Origin of the sequence: Kitasatospora sp. NPDC048286, from assembly GCF_043201735.1 — a bacterium.
GTDB lineage: Bacteria > Actinomycetota > Actinomycetes > Streptomycetales > Streptomycetaceae > Kitasatospora.
Genome location: NZ_JBICZE010000008.1, coordinates 113,123 through 131,036 on the forward strand (window position 1 = coordinate 113,123; position 17,914 = coordinate 131,036).

General features: G+C 71.9%; 13 protein-coding genes and 2 pseudogenes. 5 read left to right on the plus strand and 10 right to left on the minus strand.

Annotated elements, in window-relative coordinates; translation table 11 throughout:
* The first annotated feature begins 7 nt into the window (after positions 1-7).
* A complete protein-coding gene (locus ACGF13_RS20625; protein ID WP_392877589.1) occupies positions 8-898 on the plus strand; it encodes an NAD(P)H-binding protein in 891 nt (296 codons plus the stop codon).
* 87 nt (positions 899-985) lie between these two features.
* Here the strand turns inward: ACGF13_RS20625 and ACGF13_RS20630 are convergent, their stop codons facing one another.
* A complete protein-coding gene (locus tag ACGF13_RS20630; RefSeq protein ID WP_392877075.1) occupies positions 986-1,519 on the minus strand; it encodes a GlxA family transcriptional regulator in 534 nt (177 codons plus the stop codon).
* A 45-nt stretch (positions 1,520-1,564) separates the two neighbouring features.
* Here ACGF13_RS20630 and ACGF13_RS20635 point away from each other — a divergent pair, with 45 nt between their 5' ends.
* From ACGF13_RS20635 to ACGF13_RS20650, 4 genes are all read left to right on the plus strand, one after another.
* Complete coding sequence (locus ACGF13_RS20635) at positions 1,565-2,065, plus strand: hypothetical protein (RefSeq protein ID WP_392877077.1); 501 nt, start codon at positions 1,565-1,567, stop codon at positions 2,063-2,065.
* 265 nt (positions 2,066-2,330) lie between these two features.
* Positions 2,331-3,392, plus strand: coding sequence for a fatty acid desaturase family protein (locus ACGF13_RS20640; RefSeq protein WP_392877079.1), 1,062 nt, complete (start codon positions 2,331-2,333; stop codon positions 3,390-3,392).
* Between the two features lie 71 nt (positions 3,393-3,463).
* Positions 3,464-4,609, plus strand: a complete 1,146-nt coding sequence (locus tag ACGF13_RS20645) for a glycosyltransferase family 4 protein (RefSeq protein ID WP_392877591.1) — start codon at positions 3,464-3,466, stop codon at positions 4,607-4,609.
* Positions 4,610-4,658: 49 nt separating this feature from the next.
* The gene (locus tag ACGF13_RS20650; protein ID WP_392877081.1) at positions 4,659-5,612 is read left to right on the plus strand and encodes an alpha/beta fold hydrolase; all 954 of its coding nucleotides are present in this window, start codon (positions 4,659-4,661) and stop codon (positions 5,610-5,612) included.
* Here the strand turns inward: ACGF13_RS20650 and ACGF13_RS20655 are convergent.
* From ACGF13_RS20655 to ACGF13_RS20695, 9 genes and pseudogenes are all read right to left on the minus strand, one after another.
* Positions 5,594-5,758: pseudogene (locus tag ACGF13_RS20655) on the minus strand (CGNR zinc finger domain-containing protein); the annotation flags it as partial. The gene ACGF13_RS20650 and the pseudogene ACGF13_RS20655 sit on opposite strands and share 19 nt — an antisense overlap.
* Positions 5,759-5,821: 63 nt before the next feature.
* Positions 5,822-6,286 (minus strand): annotated as a pseudogene (locus ACGF13_RS20660) (alpha/beta fold hydrolase); the annotation flags it as partial.
* A 133-nt stretch (positions 6,287-6,419) separates the two neighbouring features.
* On the minus strand, positions 6,420-9,461 hold the full coding sequence (locus ACGF13_RS20665; RefSeq protein ID WP_392877083.1) for an alpha-mannosidase: 3,042 nt from the start codon (positions 9,459-9,461) through the stop codon (positions 6,420-6,422).
* Positions 9,462-9,481: 20 nt separating this feature from the next.
* The gene (locus ACGF13_RS20670) at positions 9,482-11,236 is read right to left on the minus strand and encodes a beta-galactosidase family protein (protein WP_392877085.1); all 1,755 of its coding nucleotides are present in this window, start codon (positions 11,234-11,236) and stop codon (positions 9,482-9,484) included.
* 44 nt (positions 11,237-11,280) lie between these two features.
* Positions 11,281-13,272: a glycoside hydrolase family 5 protein gene (locus ACGF13_RS20675; RefSeq protein WP_392877087.1), complete on the minus strand. Its 1,992-nt coding sequence runs from the start codon at positions 13,270-13,272 to the stop codon at positions 11,281-11,283.
* Positions 13,273-13,382: 110 nt separating this feature from the next.
* Entirely contained in the window at positions 13,383-14,222 is an 840-nt protein-coding gene (locus ACGF13_RS20680; protein ID WP_392877089.1) for a carbohydrate ABC transporter permease, read from the minus strand.
* 7 nt (positions 14,223-14,229) lie between these two features.
* Positions 14,230-15,219, minus strand: coding sequence for a carbohydrate ABC transporter permease (locus tag ACGF13_RS20685; protein ID WP_392877091.1), 990 nt, complete (start codon positions 15,217-15,219; stop codon positions 14,230-14,232).
* A complete protein-coding gene (locus tag ACGF13_RS20690; RefSeq protein ID WP_392877093.1) occupies positions 15,219-16,490 on the minus strand; it encodes an ABC transporter substrate-binding protein in 1,272 nt (423 codons plus the stop codon). The genes ACGF13_RS20685 and ACGF13_RS20690 overlap by 1 nt, the downstream gene beginning before the upstream one ends.
* A 169-nt stretch (positions 16,491-16,659) precedes the next feature.
* A complete protein-coding gene (locus tag ACGF13_RS20695) occupies positions 16,660-17,817 on the minus strand; it encodes an ROK family protein (RefSeq protein ID WP_392877094.1) in 1,158 nt (385 codons plus the stop codon).
* Positions 17,818-17,914 lie beyond the last annotated feature (97 nt).

The window sequence follows — 17,914 nt, forward strand, 5'->3', positions numbered from 1 at the left end:
GATTCTGGTGACGGGGGCCGCCGGCCGCGTGGGCGCGGTCGGACGGTCCGTGGTCGAGGACCTGCGGCAGCGAGGCCTCCCGGTCCGCGCCATGGTACGCAGCGACGACGAGCGCGCCGAGGCGCTACGGGCGACGGGCGCCGAGGTCGTCCTCGGGGACCTGACCCGCGTCGACGACGTTGCCGAGGCGCTGGCCGGCTGCCGGCGGGTGTACTTCGGCATGGGCGTCTCCGCCCAGTACCTGCAAGCCGCCCTCACGACGGCGGCCGTGGCACGGGCGGCGGGCCGGCTGGAGGTGTTCGTGAACATGTCGCAGCTGACCGTCTCCGAGCTGGGCCTGAGCGACACGGGCGAGTCGCACCAGCACCGGCAGCAGTGGCTGGTCGAGCAGGTCCTCGCCTGGTCGGGGCTGCCCGTGGTCGAGCTCAGGCCCACGGTGTTCCTGGAGAACCCACTCTTCCGCGTCGGTCTGTCCTCGATCCCGGTGGACGGCACCATCAGGCTGCCCCTCGGAGGGGCCCGGACCTCCCCCGTCGCCGCCGCGGACGTCGCCGCGGTCGTGGCGCAGGTGCTGGCCGAGCCGCAGCCGCACCTCGGCCGGGTGTACGAGCTGACCGGCCCGCGCTCACTGGACGGCCCGGGCCTCGCCGCCGAGGTCTCCGCGGCCCTCGGCCGGCCGGTCCGCTACACCGACGTACCGCTGGAGGAGTGGATCGACCACGACCTCAGGCCGCTGGAGCTGCCGGCTCACGTGTTCCAGCACATCTCCACCATGGCCCGCCTGCACGCGGAGAACCGCTACGACCGCCGGGCCGACGGTGTGGAGCAGGTCACCGGCCGCCCCGCCACCGGCGTCGGCGACTTCGTCCGGCGCAACGCCGACCGCTTCGCGATCTGACCGACGCCCCCGACGACGGCCCCGGCCTCCCGGCGCGGAGTCCCCTTCTCGGCAGCCCACTCGGGCCCTGCGTTCGAACCGTACGCGTTACGCCTTGACGGTCCTGAAAGTGCCCCGGTAGTCCGCGGGGGACGTGCCGACGTGGCGGTGGAAGGCCGCCCGGAAGGCGGCCGGGCTGCCCAGGCCGCTGAGCCGGGCGACCTGCTCGACGGGTGTCGTGGTCGTCTCCAGGAGTTCGCGGGCCCAGTCGATGCGGGCCGCGGTGAGCCAGGCCATCGGGGAGGTGCCCGTCTCCTGCCGGAAGCGGCGGATGAACGTCCGGCGGGACATGTGCGCGCGGAGGGCCAAGTCGTCCACTGTCTGTCGGCGGGCGAGGTTGTCGAGCATCCAGGTGCGGACCGGTCCGAGGCCGTCGCCACGTGCCACCGGCCGGAATCGGTCGATGAACTGCGCCTGTCCGCCCTGGCGTTGGGGTGGGGCGACGAGCACCCGGGCGCGGGCGTTGGCAGCCGCGGCGCCGAAGTCCCGTCGGATGATGTGCAGGCAGAGGTCGATGCCCGCGGTCACGCCCGCCGAGGTGAGGACGTCGCCGTCGTCGACGTAGAGCTGGTTGGGCCGCACGTCGATCCGGGGGTATCGGCGTTGCAGCGCGGCGGCGTCCCGCCAGTGGGTCGTCGCGGGGCGCCCGTCCAGCAGCCCGGCGGCCTGCTGTTCGCCGCGACCGTCCTGCACGACCTCGGCACCGGCACCCTGGCGAAGGGCCAGGCCCGCTTCGAGGTGGAGGGCGCGGACCTGGCAGCCGACCTGCTGCGCCGGCACCACGTCCCCGAGACGGACGTCGACCGCGTGTGGGAGGCGATCGCCCTGCACGCCTCCACCGGCATCGCCGAGCGCCGCGGCCTGCTGTCCTACCTCACCCACGAGGGCGTGGGCACCGACTTCGGCCGCAACGCGGACGTCGTCGCCCCGCACGCGCAGCGGATCCACGCCGCCTACCCCCGGCCGGCCATGGTCCGCTCGCTCGTCGACGCGATCGTGGAGCGGGCCGCCCACTCGGAGACCGCGGCACCCCGCTACTCGATCGGTGGTGAACTGCTCCGCGAACGCCGGGCCGACGGCATCACCGGCCTGGAGCTCGCCGCCGCCACGTCCCCCTGGGGGGAGTAGCAGCCGACCGCCGAGGCCGGTCGGACCCGCCACGACTGGAGGGCCCCGGTCGCACCGCGCAGACCGAACGACGAACGCGCGAGCGGCGTTCGGACTCGTGACGGAACGACGAGGGAGGTTTCCCCCCGATCCCGCCGTTTCCGCGGGCGAACCCGAGCGGTTCCAGGACAGCGGCGGTCCGGGTACGGGACGCTGAGGAACCGGCCAGGGCCGTGCGGCGAGACCGCCGCGACCGGCCGGAGCGACCCGAGACCGGGATGGTGGGATGACCGTTCAGGACACCTCGACCGCCGGTACCGCCCGGCACGGCGACTTCACCGAGCTGCACCGGCGCGTCTCGGCCGCCGGTCTGCTGCGCCGGCGCCCGCTGTACTACGCCTGCCGGAGCGCGGCGCTGTTCGCCGCGCTGGCGGCGCTCCTGACCTGGTTCACCGTGCTCGGCGCCAGCTGGTGGCAGCTGGCCCTCGCGCCCCTGTTCGCCCTGGTGCTCGGCCAGTTGGCACTGCTCGGCCACGACGTCGCGCACCGTGCGGTGTTCACCGGCCGGCGGGCGACCGACCTGGCGGGCATCCTGCTGGGCAATCTCGTGGTCGGGATGAGTTACGGGTGGTGGGTCGACGACCACAACCGGCACCACGCACACCCGAACCGCGAGGGCCACGACCCGGCCGCAGACTCCATCCTCTTCGCCCGGACCACCGAACAGGCCCTCCGGACCAGGGGGTTGCGGCGGTTCGCGGCCAGACACCAGGCCGCGCTGTTCTTCCCGCTGCTCTCCCTCCAGGCACTCGGCCTGCTCGTCGCCACCTGCCTGGCCCTCACCCGCGGGACGGTCCGTCACCCGACCCTCGAACGTGTCCTCGTCGCACTGCACTACGCCCTGGCCACGGCCCTGCTCGCGGTCGTCCTCTCCCCGCTCCAGGCGCTGGCCTTCACCGTGCTGTGCACAGCGGTGCTCGGCGTGTACCTGGGCTGCGTCTTCGCGCCCAACCACAAGGGCATGCCACTGACCGGCCCGGAGGCGGAGCGCGAGGACTTCCTCCGTCGACAGGTCCTGCCCTCCCGCAACCTGCGGGCCGGCCGGTTCGTCCACGGCGTCTTCGGAGGTCTGGGCCACCAGATCGAGCACCACCTGTTCCCGGGCATGCCCGTGGTGGCGCTGCGCCCCGCCTCGCGCATCGTCCGTGCGTACTGCGCCGAGATCGGCCTGCCGTACCGCGAGGCGAACCTCGCCGACTCCTTCCGGGAGATCCTGCGGGACCTGCGGGCCGTCGGCCGTTCCCTCGCGGCGGCGCAGGCCCCGGCGAAGTCGCGGGGCGCCCGGTGATCGGCGTCCCGGACGGCCCGACGCCGCCGTCGGCCGCCGGGTGGCCGGCCGGAAGCGAACGGCTCCGGGTCCTGATCGTCACGGAGTCCTTCGCCCCGCGGATCGACGGGGTCGCCCACAGCGTTCTCCGGACGGCCGAGCACCTCGCGGCCCGGGGCCACACCCCGGTCGTCGTCGCGCCGGCCGAGCGGGCCACCCGGCGGTACGCGGGCGGGCGCCGTGAGCGGGCGTACGGCTACGAGGTGGTCCGCGTCCCATCCCTGCCGCTGCCGGGCTACCCGGAGGTGCGGGTCGCCCTCCCGGGACGGCAGGTGGCCGACGCCGTCGGACGGTTCGGTCCGCACGTGGTCCACCTGGCCGGCCCGTTCGTGCTCGGGGCCGCCGGGGCTGCCGCGGCCGCCCGGGCCGGCCGCCCCTGCGTCGCGGTCTACCAGACCGATCTGGCCGCGTACGCCCGGACCTACCTGCCGGTGCTCGGCGCGGCCGGGCCCCGACTCGCCTGGCGGCGGCTGCGGCACATCCACGCCTCGGCCACGCGGACGCTCGCGCCCTCCCGGGCTTCGCTGCACGCCCTGGCCGCGCACGGCATCCCCAGGATCCACCTGTGGCCACGCGGCGTCGACTGCGCACGCTTCCACCCCCGGCATCGCGACGAGGCCCTGCGGCAGCGACTGGGCCGCCCCGGCGAGATCCTGATCGGGTACGTCGGGCGCCTGGCCCAGGAGAAGCAGCTCGACCGGCTCGCGGAGGTGTCCCGGATCCCCCGCGCGCGGCTGGTCGTGGTCGGCGACGGCCCCTGCCGCGCCCGGCTGCAGGCCGCACTGCCGGACGCCGTCTTCCTGGGCCGCCGCACCGGCCACGAACTCGCCCGGCTCTACGCCTCGTTCGACGTGTTCGCCCACACCGGACCGTTCGAGACCTTCGGCCAGACCCTCCAGGAGGCGATGGCGAGCGGCCTGCCCGTGGTCGCCCCGGCAGCCGGCGGCCCGTTGGACCTCGTCCGGCCCGGACGCACCGGCTTCCTCGTCCCGCCCGGTACGACCGGAGGGTTCCGGGATGCCGTCGAGCGGCTCGCCCGTGACCACGACCTGCGGCGTGCGTTCGGACAGGCCGGCCGCACCGTCGTCACGGACCGCAGCTGGGAGACGGTGGGCGACCGACTCGTCGAGCACTACCGGCTCGCCGTCGCGGAGACCGCCGGCTCCTTGCGGTGCTGAGCCGGCCGACGGGGCGCGACGACCGACCGCAACGAACGAACGGACCACCATGCACCAGCACCTCGCGGCCGAGTACCTGCGCAGCAGCGCCCCCGCCGCCGGCACCGCCGTCTTCCTGCACGGGCTCGGCGGGTGGACCCACAACTGGGCGGCGCTGATGGACCTCCTGCGGACCTCGGTGCACTGCCTGGCCCTCGACCTCCCGGGCTTCGGGCGGTCCGCTCCCCCGCCCGACGGCATCGTCACCGTCGGACGTCAGGCGGCGGCCGTCGCCCGTCACCTCGAGCGCACCGGGCACCGCCGCGTCCACCTGGTCGGCAACTCCCTCGGCGGCCTCACCGCCCTCCACCTCGCCGCCCGCCGGCCGGACCTGGTCGCGACGCTGACCCTCGTCTCCCCGGTCCTGCCCGCCTTCCCACCACCCCAGGCCCTCCGCGTGGCCCTGCTCGGTCTGCCCGGAGCCTCCCGACTGTACGCCCGACGCGTCTCCACGCAGAGCCCCGAACGGCAGCTGGACGACCTCTACCGGCTGATCTACGCGGACCCGGCCCGGGTCGGCCGCGAGCAGCGCGCGACCGAGGCTCGGGAACGACTGCGCCGGTCCGAACTGCCCCACACCCACGCCATGCTGGCCGAAGGAGTACGGGCCGTGGTCCGCTCACAGCTGCACCGAGGCCGGTCGTCGGCCTGGTCCCAGGCAGGCCGGGTCCAGGCGCCCACCCTGCTCGTCTACGGCCGGGAGGACCGCCTCGTCCCCTTCCGTACGGCACCCCGGACCCATGCGGCCTTCCGCGACGCACGCCTTCTCTCGCTGCCGGACGTCGGACACGTCGCGATGCAGGAGCGCCCCGCCCAGGTGGCCACCGCGCTCCGCGCCCTGATCGCCGATTCGGAGCGCGCCCCGGCACAGGTCGGCACCGGGCCCGCGACGGCCCCGGGCGCTCCGGCCGCCCGGCAGTGTGCCCGGTACCCGCCCGGCAGGAGTCAGCGGGTGCGTTCGTAGTGGCGGCGCGCCTTCTCGTGGTTGCCGCAGACCGCCATCGAGCACCAGCGGGCGCGGTTGGCACGGCTGCGGTCGCGCGGGAACAGCCGGCACCCGGCGTTGGCACAGGGACGCAGTCGGCCGGGCAGCCGCTCCTCGGTGGCGGCCCCGGTAGCCGCTGACCGGGTGGCACGGCAGGGGCCCGCCCTGCCGCGCCGTCCGGTGGTCGGTCAGCGGCCGGCGGCCCGCGCGATCAACTCCGCGACCGCGTCCGGACGGGAGGCGTAGACGGCGTGACTGCCCGACACCTCCTCGGCCCGGGCGCCGGCCCGCTCGGCCATCGCGCGCTGGGCGGGCGGCGGGATCATCCGGTCGTCGGCGGCGACCAGGTACCAGCTCGGCCGGGCCCGCCAAGCGGGCTCGGAGACCGCGCCGTTGAGCGCGTCGAGCCCCCAGGGGACCTGGGCGTCGGCCATGAAGGCGGCTGTGGCGGCGGGGATGTCGGCGGCGAAGGAGGCGGCGAACTGCTCCCGGTCGAGGAAGAGGAACCCGTCCCGTGGCGGCAGGATCGGCGGCACCGGCGCGCCCGGGGCCGGGTCGGCGATCAGGGTGCCCACCGACTCGCCCTTGTCCGGGGCGAAGGCGGCGACGTAGACCAGCGCGGCGACCTTCGGGTGGTTGCCCGCCTCGGTGATCGGCGATGGCGGCCCGCACCCGCATCCTGTCCGCCATCGCCACCTCCTGCGACCACCGGCCGGCCCCGCCCTCCCGGATGAGGCCGGCCGGCCGCCCGCGACCACGCCTGTGCCGGAGGCGCGGGGCTGGTGATCACTCGTCTGCGGCGACCCGTAGCCGGAGGGTGAGGATCTGGAACGGCCGCAGTGTCAGCTCCACCCGGCGGTCGCCCGCCCACACCGCAGGGGTGTGATCGGGTCCGGCAAGAGGACGTTCCAGCAGATCGGTAGCGACCGCGGTCTCCAGGGGGAAGCCGGTGGTCAGGGTGGCCTGTGCCCGTCCGCCGTGGGCCTCGTAGAGGCGCACCACGACGTCGCCGGATCGGTCGTCGGCGAGCTTGACGGCTTCGATGACGACGGCGTCGTCGTCCGCCCCGACCAGCGGCTTCACCGCCACCGAACCGAGGATTGCCTGATCCGGCAGGTTGAGGTGGTAGCCCTCGCGTACGGCGTCGGCGATGTCGGCGCCGATGACGAGGCCGCAGCGGAGCCGGTGGTGGCCCTGGTCGGCGTCCGGGTCGGGGAAACGCGGGGCGCGCAGCAGAGTGAGCCGGACGGTGGTGGTGGTGCCGCCGTCGGGACGGACGTCGCGGGTGACCTCATGGCCGTAGGTGGAGTCGTTGACCAGTGCGGCGCCCCAGTCGTTCTCGCCGACGTGCAGGTAGCGGTGGGCGCAGATCTCGAACTTGGCGGCGTCCCAGCTGGTGTTGGTGTGGGTGGGGCGTTTGACGTGGCCGAAGGGGATCTCTGCGCTGGAATGATCGGCGCGCAGGTCGAGCGGGAAGGCTGCCTTGAGCAACTTCTCCTTCTCGTGCCAGTCGATCTCGGTGTCGATGTCGAGCCGGCGGGAGCCCACGCGCAGTGAGAGCAGCTGCTCGATCCGCGAGTCTCCGAAGAGCCGGACGATCCTGACCCCGCCGGGCGCGGCGGTCACCGTCTCGGCCTCGGTGAGGTCGTGGACGGTGTTGCGGTAGAACTCGTCGATGTCCCAGGCGTCGTACTCGTTCGGGAAGTCCTGGTGCAACTGCAGCAGGTTCGCCGCCGCACCGGGGGCGACGGCTTCGCGGCCGGCCGCGAGATCGATCGCGGAAGTGACCAGGCCGCGGGCGTCGATCTCGATCCGCACCAGGCCGTTGTCGAGGACGAAACCGTCGCCGCACGCGACGGGAGCGACGGCCGGGTCGGCGAGGGCGGGGCGGACGGCCGCGCCGAAGGCGGGGATGCCGCTACGGTCGTACGGGGAGGCGTTGAAGACGACGGTCTTCTCACCGTCGCCGGCCAGCGCGCGCTGGGCCGTGTAGACGATCCCGTGAAGCTCATCGAGGACCTCGGCGTAGGTCTGCTCGGCCTCCCGGTGCACCCAGGCGATGGAGGAGCCGGGGAGGATGTCGTGGAACTGGTGCAGCAGCACCGTCTTCCACAGTCGGTCGAGCGCCTCGTACGGATAGGGGAAGCCTGCACGAACGGTCGCCGTGGCCGACCAGAGTTCGGCCTCGCGCAGCAGGTGTTCGCTGCGCCGGTTGCCCTGTTTGGTGCGCAGCTGGCTGGTGAGTGTGCCGCGGTGGAACTCCAGGTAGAGTTCGCCCGCCCAGACGGGTGCCTCGGGGTACTCGGCTTCGGCACGGGTGAAGAAGTCGGCGGGGGGCTCGATGACCACCCGGGGGGATCCCTCCAGGTCGGCGAGTCGGGCGGCGCGGGCGAGCATCTCGCGGGTGGGGCCGCCGCCGCCGTCGCCGTAGCCGAACGGGAGCAGGGAGCTGTTGGCCGCACCCTTGTCCTGGAAGTTGGCGACGGCGTGGGCGAGTTCGGCGCCGGTGATCTCGGCGTTGTAAGTGTCGACGGGCGGGAAGTGGCTGAAGATCCGGGTGCCGTCGATGCCCTCCCAGCGGAAGGTGTGGTGCGGGAACTTGTTGGTGGTGTTCCACGAGATCTTCTGGGTGAGGAACCACCGCACTCCGGCGAGCTTCATCAGCTGCGGCATGGCCGCGTTGTAGCCGAAGGTGTCGGGCAGCCACATCTCCTGGGTCTCGGTGCCGAACTCGTCGAGGTAGAAGCGTTTGCCGTGGATGAGCTGCCGGGCGAGGGCCTCGCCGCCGGTGATGTTGGTGTCCGGCTCCACCCAGAGGCTGCCGACCGGCAGGAATTGCCCGCTCTTCGCCTTCTCCTGGACGCGGGCGTACACCTCGGGGCGCTTGTCCTTCAGCCAGGCCAGCTGCTGAGCCTGGGACATGGCGAAGCGGAACTCCGGATGCTCGTCCATCAGTTGGGTGACATTGGAGACGGTCCGGGCGACTTTGCGGACGGTCTCGCGCAGTGGCCACAGCCAGGCGGTGTCGATGTGCGCGTGCCCGACAGCGGAGATCCGGTGGGCGCTGGGCGCCGCGGGAGCGGCCAGCGCGGGGCGCAGCACCTCGCGCGCGGCGGCGGCGCTCCCACTGACGTCCTGCAGGTCGACGGCGTCCAGGGCGCGCTCGATGGTCTGCAGGAGCTGCCAGCGGCGGGGCTCGGCCTCGGACAGCTGGTGCATCAACTCGCCCAGCACGTCCAGGTCCTGGGCGAGTTCCCAGACCTGGGTGTCGAACACGGCGAGGTCCAGGCGGAGCAGCTGGTAGAGCGTCTCGCCGGACTGCCCCGAGCCGGTCATCCAGGACGGCTTGCTCCCGAGCGTGGTCGGCGTGTGGCTGTCGCACAGGGCCGGGTTGGCGGCGGCCTCGATGTAGTAGGTGAACTCCTCGCCTCCGGCGGCCGGGCCGGCGATCGGCAGCCAGGCGTTGCGCGGGTTGATCGCCTTCACCACGTTGCCGTCGGCCCGGTACACCAGGCCCTCGCTGGAGAAGCCCGCGCCGGTGACGTTGAAGCCGAGGTCGAGGACGGCCTCGACCCGTTGCCCGGCCCACTCCTCCGGGACCTTGCCGGTGATCTCGAACCAACTGGTGGACCACGCCGGCCCCCAGCGGTGGCCGACCGACACCGGCCGGTACGGCGCGGCGAGGCCTTCGGCAACCGGCACCGGCTCCCCAGGGGCGTTCCAGACCCCCACCCGCAGCGGGACGGTACGGCCGTACACGGCGGGCCGGATCCGCTCGGTGAGCACCCGCTTCAGGCGCTGTTCGATGAGGCGTTGCTTGCTGTGCATGATCGGCCTCCGTGGCTTCGTCAGTCCTGGGTGGGGCCCAGGTCGGGCAGGTTCCGCAGTTCGACGGTGCGGGTGACGGCGGCGTGGAGTTCGAGGACGGTGATCTCGTTGCGGCTGGGACGCAGGACCGGCGCGGGCACGAAAAGGGTGGTCTGCGGGCCGCGGGACCAGTAGCGGCCGAGTGGGAAGCCGTTGATCCAGGCGTGCCCCTTGGTCCAGCCGGTGAGGGCGAGGTAGCCGTCGGCCGGCCGGCCGAGCACGAACGAGCCGCGGTGGAAGGCCGGCCCGACCGCGGGCCGGGCGGTGTCCGCGAGGGTGAAGGCGAGGTCGTCGAGGCGGGTCAGGGGCAGCGGGCGACTCTCCCAGTGGGCGAGCTCGGCGCCGTTGACCGTGACCTCGCCGAGGAGTCCCTTGCGGTCGTGGATGCCGGGCCCGTAGTTGACCCGGCCCTGGTTCTCCACCAGCACCGACAGCTGCGCACCGTGCCGCGGCGAGAGGAACGCGAGGGCGTGCTCGCGCGTCTCGCGCTCCAGGACGCCGACCGGCTGCCCGTCGACGAAGACCTGCGCCCGGTCGCGGACCTCGCCGACCCGCAGCACGGCCGGTCCCGCCATCGGGACGATCGTCTCGTAGAGCACGAACCCGAAGTCCTGGCCGAGCTGCTCCATGCTCAGCGGACGGCCCGACGGCACGGCCCGGCCGAGGGCGTGGACCTGGTCCAGCAGGCCGGCGCACTCGGTGAGCTCGACCGTCCCGGGGGCGAGCTTCGGAGCGGGGGCGGGCACCGGTTCGGCGGGGACGGGCGCGTGTCTGGCGATGACCTCGCGGAAGGCCTCGTACTTGGGGGTGGGGTCGCCGGCCTCGTCGAGGAGTGAGTCGTAGTCGTAGGAGGTGACGGTGGGCCGGTAGGTGCCCTTGTCGTTGGCACCGTTGGTGAAGCCGAAGTTGGTGCCGCCGTGGAACATGTAGATGTTGACGGACGCGCCGGCTGCGAGCAGCCGTTCCAGGTCGGCGGCCGCGTCGGCGGCGTCCCGGGTGGTGTGGACGCCACCCCAGCGGTCGAACCAGCCGATCCAGAACTCCGAGCACATCAATGGCCCGGTCGGTTGGTGCCGACGCAGTTCGGCGAGGCCGGCGTCGACGCGGCTGCCGAAGTTCACGGTGCGCAGCACGCCGTCGAGGCCGCCACGGGCGAGGTCGGCGGGCTGGTCGCAGGTGAACAGGGGCACGTCGACGCCGTGGGTGTGCAGCAGGTCGGCGAGCTCCGCGAGGTAGACGGTGTCGGAGCCGTACGCGCCGTACTCGTTCTCCAGCTGGACGGCGATGACCGGCCCGCCGCTGGTGGACAGGTATGGCTTGACGGCTGCCATCAGGTTGGCGAGGTAGTCGTCGACGGCTTCGAGGAAGCGGGGGTCGCGGCTGCGCAGTTCGATGCCGTCCTCGGCGAGCAGCCAGGAGGGCAGGCCGCCGCACTCCCACTCGGCGCAGATGTAGGGGCCGGGGCGGAGCAGCACGTGCAGGCCCTCGTCGGCGGCCGCGTCGAGAAAGCGGGGGAGGTCGAGACCTCCGTCCAGCCGGAATTCACCGGGCCGGGGGGCGTGGAGGTTCCAGGGGACGTAGGTCTCGACCGTGTTGAGTCCCAGCAGGCGCGCCTTGTGGAGCCGGTCGGCCCACTGCTCCGGGTGGACGCGGAAGTAGTGCAGTCCGCCGGAGATGATGCGGAACGGTCGGTTGTCGAGACGGAAGCCGTCTGCGGCGATCTCCAGCTGCGGCATGCCTTGGTACTCCTCGGGGGGGTGGGGCTGAGATCAGGGGTGGGTCAGCTCAGCGGGCGGCAGAGCAGGGCGTCGGGGACGTAGTGGTCCTGCCAGCCTCCATGAGCGATGCCGGCGACGTACTCGTTGTCGGCGCACTGGCCCTTGTAGTCACCGGAAGCCCAGTCTCCGTGTATCGAGCCGGCGTTGGAGGGGTTGTCGCCCCAGTCGAACCACACGGTGCCGCGGCCGGCGGTCGGCAGCGTGGTGGCTGCGGGTGCGCAGAGCAGGCCGGAGAGCGAGTTCCCGTCGACGCTGTAACCGACCGCGAAGTGGTTGTCCGGGCACTGCAGTTTGAGGTAACCGGAGGCCCAGTCGCCGTGGGTGACGAAGCGCTCGTCGGTGACGGTGACCCAGGGTCCGCTGGACTTCGCGGGCTGGGAGGCGTCGGTGCACAGGCCGCGGCTCTTGGAGCGGCTGACGCCGAGCAGTCGCTGGGAGTCGGGGCAGTTGCCCTTGTGGTTGCCGGGCCTCCAGTCTCCCTGGGCGAGCATCCTGGCGGAGAGGTTCTGGTCGCCGTGATCGAGGTTGATCATGTTCCAGTGATCGGCCTGCGGCACGGGGCCGGTCCTGGCGGGCGCGTTGACCAGCTTGTTCCAGTCGCCGGCCCGCCAGTCTCCGGGGTCGTTGACGCTGAGCTTCCTGCCGGTGGCGTCGTAGTTGATCAGCGCCCAGTTGTCGTTCGGCTTACCGGTGGCGTCCATCCAGCCGATCAGTGGCCACTGGGCGAAGTCGGTGTCGTTCTGTACCAGGATGTCGGTGAAGTTCTTGAACCAGACCCTCTCCTTGGCGTCGGCCTCCCTCTTGTCGGGGTTGTCGCCGTTGCCTCGGCCGCCGTCGCCGAACTCGCTGATCCACACCGGGGCGGTGAAGTGCTGCCCCTCCTGGGTGACGAACAGCGCCTCGTCGTTGACGGCCTGGACCAGTTGCTGCGGGGTGAGGTCCCGGTAGCGGGGGTCGTTGGTTTCGCCGTTCTGCCAGCCGCCGTCCGAACCGGTGTGGTTGGGTCCGGTGAAGCCGTAGAAGTGCGCGGAGTAGACCAGCTTGCCGGATCCGATCAGGGTGTTGGACAGGGTGCGCACCGGCGTGAGCATCGGTCGGCCGTGGCTGAACAGCCCGGAGGGGATGCCCTGCCAGTTGATGCCCTCCATGATGATCAGCATGTCGGGGTCGGCCTGGAGGATCTTGTTGCCGGCCTCTTCGAAGGCGGCGTATTCGTCATGGGAGTCGCCCCAGCCCCAGTTGGGGTCGTCCCAGGTGTCGCGGCGGACCTCATTGCGCAGGTCCGCGCCGACCACGCGTTTGTTCGCCTTGTACCGGTTGGCCAGGAACACCCAGTCGTCGACCCACTGCTCGGTGGACTGGCCGCTGTTCCACCGCTCGTTGCCGTCCAGGCCGCAGCAGAACCGGTAAGTGGTGGTGTGGTTGTTGGGGATGACGGCGAACCCGTCGGCGGTGAGGGCGGCGACCACCGCGTCGTACACCTGCAACGGGGTCTTGCCCTTGAGCTGCGGGTTGGCGGTGACGGCGGAGTCCGGGACGACGGTGCTGTCGTGGATCATCGCGTTGGCGAACGGCAGCCGGATGCTGTTGATCCCGAGGGCGTGGAAGTCGGCCGTGATCTGGCTGAGCGGCGTGCGGTCCAGGCCGAGCGGGATGTTGTTCGACATCTGCTTCGCCTGGTGGTTGACCACGTCGTTGACGTCGCCGCTGCCCTCGTACGTGCCCTGGGCGCCGGCCCAGTTGCCGGCCTTGAGCTTGAAGCGGTTGCCGCCCGCGTCGACGATGTACCGGCCCCGGGTGGAGAGCGGGCCGGTCCAGGAGGCGGCGAGCTGGGCGCCCGTCATCGCGACGGGATCGGCGGTGGTGGCGGCCGAGGTTGGGGTCGCGGCGGCACCGGGGGCGGCACCGACGAGCAGGGCGGCCGCGGCGAGGAGGGCGGGAAGGCTGCGGGTGGTGGGTCTCGCGCGGCCGTACGCGGTTCTGGCAGATCTCATGGCGAATCTCCAGGAGAGCGGGGCGGGAGGAAGGGGTGGTGCGGGCCCCCGGGCCCGAGATCAGGTCTCGTGTTCGGGTCCGGGGCATCAGGGGAGACGGCCCGGGCGGCTCAGCCCTTGAGACCGCTGGTGGCGATTCCTTCGACGATGTAGCGCTGGGCGATGAGGAACATCGCGACCAGCGGGGCGACGGTCACGACCGCACCGGCGAACAGGCCGGGCAGGTTGATGGTCTGTGAGGTGAGGAAGGTGGACAGGGCGATCTGTGCGGTCCAGGCGGACGGGTCCTGTCCGATGACCAGCGGCCACAGGAAGGCGTTCCAGCTGTCGATGAAGGCGAGCGCGCCGAGCGAGGCGAGCATCGCACCGGAGGAGGGCAGGGCGATCCGGCGGTAGAGGCCGAGCCAGCCGAGGCCGTCCAGGCGCCCGGCCTCCTCGATCTCGGCCGGGAACTGCAGGTAGAAGTTGCGGAACAGCAGGACGGCGAAGGGATTGAACAGCCCGGGCGCGATGACGCCCCACAGCGTGTTGACCCCGCCCATCGAGCCGACCACGACGAAGGACGGGACGAAGGTCACCGACCCGGGGATCATCAGGGTGGCCACCACCAGCGCCAGCAGGAAGCCGCGTCCCGGCACCGGGATCCGCGCGAAGGCGTAGCCGGCGGCCGAGGCGAGCAGGGTCGACAGTGGAGCGGTGATCCCGGCGATCAGCAGGGAGTTGCCGAGTGCCTGCCCCATGTGGAGGGTGGGGTCCTCGAAGAGCGCGGTGAAGTTCTCCCAGTGCATCTGCGAGGGCCACCAGGTCCACCGCGGCGAGGTCAGTCCCTGGGAGTCCATCAGCGCGTTGCGCAGCATCAGGTAGAACGGCGTCAGGAAGACCACCGTCAGCAGGCCCACCAACAGGCCGCGCGCGCCGGGGCGCACCCGCCTCAGCAGGGTCGACGTCATGGTCGGCTCACTCCTCGCCCTTGCCAAAGCCGGTGAACCGGCCCTGAATCAGAGTCACTCCCACGATCAGCGCGGTGAGTACGAAGGCCCCGGCCGATCCGAGGCCGTAGTTCTGGGCACCCATCGCGGTGTTGTACAGGTAGACCAGCGGGGTTTGCACCGGGGCCGTGCCCGTCCCGGAGAGGCCGCTGCTGAACAGGTTGTAGAACTCGTCGAAGGCCTGGAAGGCGGCGATGAACTGGAGCATCAGCACGGCGACCGAGGTGTTGCGCAGCATCGGGAGGGTGATGCGGCGCAGCGTCCGCCGTCCGGTGGCGCCGTCCAGGGCGGCGGCCTCGTACACGTCCCTGGGGATGGCCTGAAGACCGGCCAGGAAGAGCACCATGTAGAAGCCGACCTGGAGCCAGAGGCGGACGGTGACCAGGACGATCCAGTACAGCGGCGGGTCGGTGGTCTGCAGCCAGGGCACGGCGTCCATGCCGAACCAGCCGCCGACCATGTTGGCGATGCCGGCGGGCAGGCCGTTGAACAGGCACATCTTCCACAACAGCGAGGCCGCGACGTAGGAGACGGCGGTGGGGATCAGGAAGGCGGTCCGCACCAGCGCCCGGCCGCGTCTGACCCGGTGCACCAGCAGCGCGAGGCCGAGCGAGACCCCGAACGTGATCGGGACGATGACCGCGGTGAACAGCAGGATCTGGACCAACGAGGAGCGGAAGGCCGGGTCTCCCAGCAGCTGTCGGTAGTTGTCCAGACCGACCCAGTGGCCGAGCGCGATGGTGCCGTGGGCATCACTGAGACTGAGCAGCAGGCTCCAGCCGATCGCGACGTACTTGAAGACACCGAGACCGATCAGCATCGGGGCGGTGAGCAGGGCGAACGCTCCCCAGGCGCGCCGGTCGGCGCGCCGCCCGCGGGCCGGAGCCAAGCCCCTCGGCCGAGCCGAAGGGCGCCTGGCCCGCTCGGGGCGCACGGTGGTGTCCGGGCTGGCGGCCATCAGGATCGCTGCTTGTCCACGGCGGTCTGGGCCTGCTTGGCCGCGTCGGCCAGGAGTGCGGCGGGATCGCCCTGCCCACCGACGATCTTCGCGGCGGCCGCGGCGAGCGGGGTGGAGACCGCGGTGTCCCAGGTGTTGGGGTTGTGCCTGCCGTACTTGGCGGCGAGTTCGGCGGTCTCCTTGGCGGTGCCCTGGGCGAGCTTGTCGGCGGCGGCGGCCACGGAGGTGCGGGGCGGAATGTGGAAGCCGTAGCTCTCCGCGAAGTCCTTCTGGAGGTCGGTCTGTTCCACCCACAGCCACTGGACGAACTTCTTGGCCGCGTCCGTGTGCTTGCCCTTGGCGTTGACGCAGCTCGTCCAGCCACCGACGTGCAGGACCGGGGTGCCACCGGGTTTGAAGGCGGGCCAGGGCAGGACGCCGAAGTCGTCGCCGAGTGCGGTCCTGATCGCGGGCATCGCCCACAGGCCGCACCACTGCATCGGAACGACGCCCTGGGTGAAGGCGGACGGGTCCCACCAGTCGGTGGTGAAGCCGAGCAGTAGGGACTGGTCGTCGTGCAGGCGCTTGAGGCCGGCCACCGCTTCGACGGCCTGCGGGGACGCGTAGGCCACGGTGCCGTCGGTGACCAGGTCGCCGCCGTTGGAGAACACGGCCAGGGACGGGGTGTCGCCGATCCCGTCGTTGCCGACGAACAGGCCCTTGCCGTTCTTGGTGGTCAGCGCCTTGGCGGCGGCGGCGAGTTGGTCGAAGGTGGTGGGCGGGGTGATGCCAGCCTTGGCGAGGGCGCTCTTGCGGTAGTAGAGCATCATGACGTCGTCGACCATCTTGACGCCGTAGAGCTTGCCGTCGACCGTCACGTAGTCGATGTCGCCCGGGTTGAAGTCGGCCTCGGCAGCGCCGTACAGGTCGTCGAGGGCGGCGATCTGGCCCCGCCGGGCCATGCCCGCGCTGAGGTCGCCGATCTCGAAGACGTCCGGGGCGCCGTCGGTGAGCAGGGTGGCGTTGAGCTTGCTGGTGTAGTCGCCGGGCACCCAGGTGACCTTGACCGCGATGTCCGGGTGGGCCTTGGTGAAGCTCTCCGCGTAGCGGGTGGCGGCCTGCTGGGTGCCCGCCTCGCCGTAGGCGTGGAACCAGACGTTCAGCGTGGTCTCGGCGCCGGACGAGCCGCCGCCGAGGGGGCTGGTGCTGCAGCCGACCGCCGCGCCGGCGACGAAGAGGAGGGAGCCGCCGAGGAAACCGCGTCGGCTAAGCTGCGGCCTGTATGCGCTCATGTCGCATCCTTGAGGGTGGGGGTGTGGGTGTGTCCGTCCCGGTCGGTGTCCGACGTCAGTTGCTGCCAGGCATTGACGGACACCGACCGGGTGTGCGGTGTGATGCGGTTGTCGTGACGGTGGTGCGGCGGCTCCCGTACGTCCGGCGGAGCCGCGGTGGTGCCACGGGTTACGGGAAGAGCGCCTGGATGCCCAGGACGGCGGCTCCTCTGGCCCACTCCTCCCAGGGGAGCGGACGCAGGGTCAGTGGGCACTTCGCCGCAGCCTTGAAGCAGTGGGCGGCGTAGGCGTCCTTGATGTGCACTCCGAACAGGTCGTAGGTGTCGAGCCCCTCGCCGGTGACGACGACGCGCTCGGGGCCGAACAGGTTGACCAGGGTCGCGATGCCGGTGCCGATCGCGTGCCCGGCCCGGGCGAAGGCCTCGCGGGCGGCGGGGTCTCCGCCGCGGGCGAGCTCGACGGCGCCGTCGAAGTCGAGGTCCGGTCGGCCGGCGCCGCTGCGGATCGCGCCCAGGATGGCATCGCTGGAGGCGATCGCCTCCACGCAGCCCACCTGGCCGCAGTGGCACAGCGGTCCCGCCGGATCGATGCTGATGTGGCCCACCTCGCCGGCGACACCGTACGCGCCCGCGATCAGCCGGCCGTTGACGACCAGTCCGGACCCGATGCCCGCACCGATGGTGATCAACGCGAAGTACTCGGTGCCGATGCCCTCCCCGAACCAGTGCTCGGCGGCGGTGATGGCCTTGACGTCGTTCTCCACGGTGACGCTCAGGCCGGTCGCCTTCGCCACCGTCTCGGCGAGCGGGACGTCCCGCCATCCGGGGAGCACCGAGTAGCGGACGGTGCCGGCGGCACGATCCACGTCGCCGGAGACCGCGATCCCGAGGTGGCGGGTGCGGGTGCGGAACGCGGGGTCGGCGTCCAGGAGCTCGTCGACCAGCTGGGTCAGCAGTACGCTCACCGCCTCTGGGCTGCGGTCGCCGAGCCCGCAGCCCGCGGTCACCCAGGCCTTGGCCCTGAGGTCGCAGACCGCGCCGAACAGGCGATCGGCGCTGATCTTGACTCCGACGAAGAACTCCCGGTCCGGGGTGACCGCCAGCGGGTTCACCGGGCGGCCGGCCCCGGGCGCCGTGCGCTCCGGAGGGAGTTCGTGCAGATAGCCGTCCTCGATCAAGGGTCGCGCGGCCTTGGTGACCGCCGTCGACGACAGGCCCGTGCGGCGGGCCAGTTCGACCCGGCTGAGCGGGCCCTCGGCCAACAACATGCCGAGGACCGCGGTTTCGGCCGGCGCGGTGACCAAGGGCTGCGAATGGTTGGGAAACACGGCTGCAACCTACTCGTAAATAAATAACTTCGTCCAGTATTGATTCCAGCAAATTTTCAGCCTAATCTCAGCTCGCTTCCGTGCTGTCACGCACCAG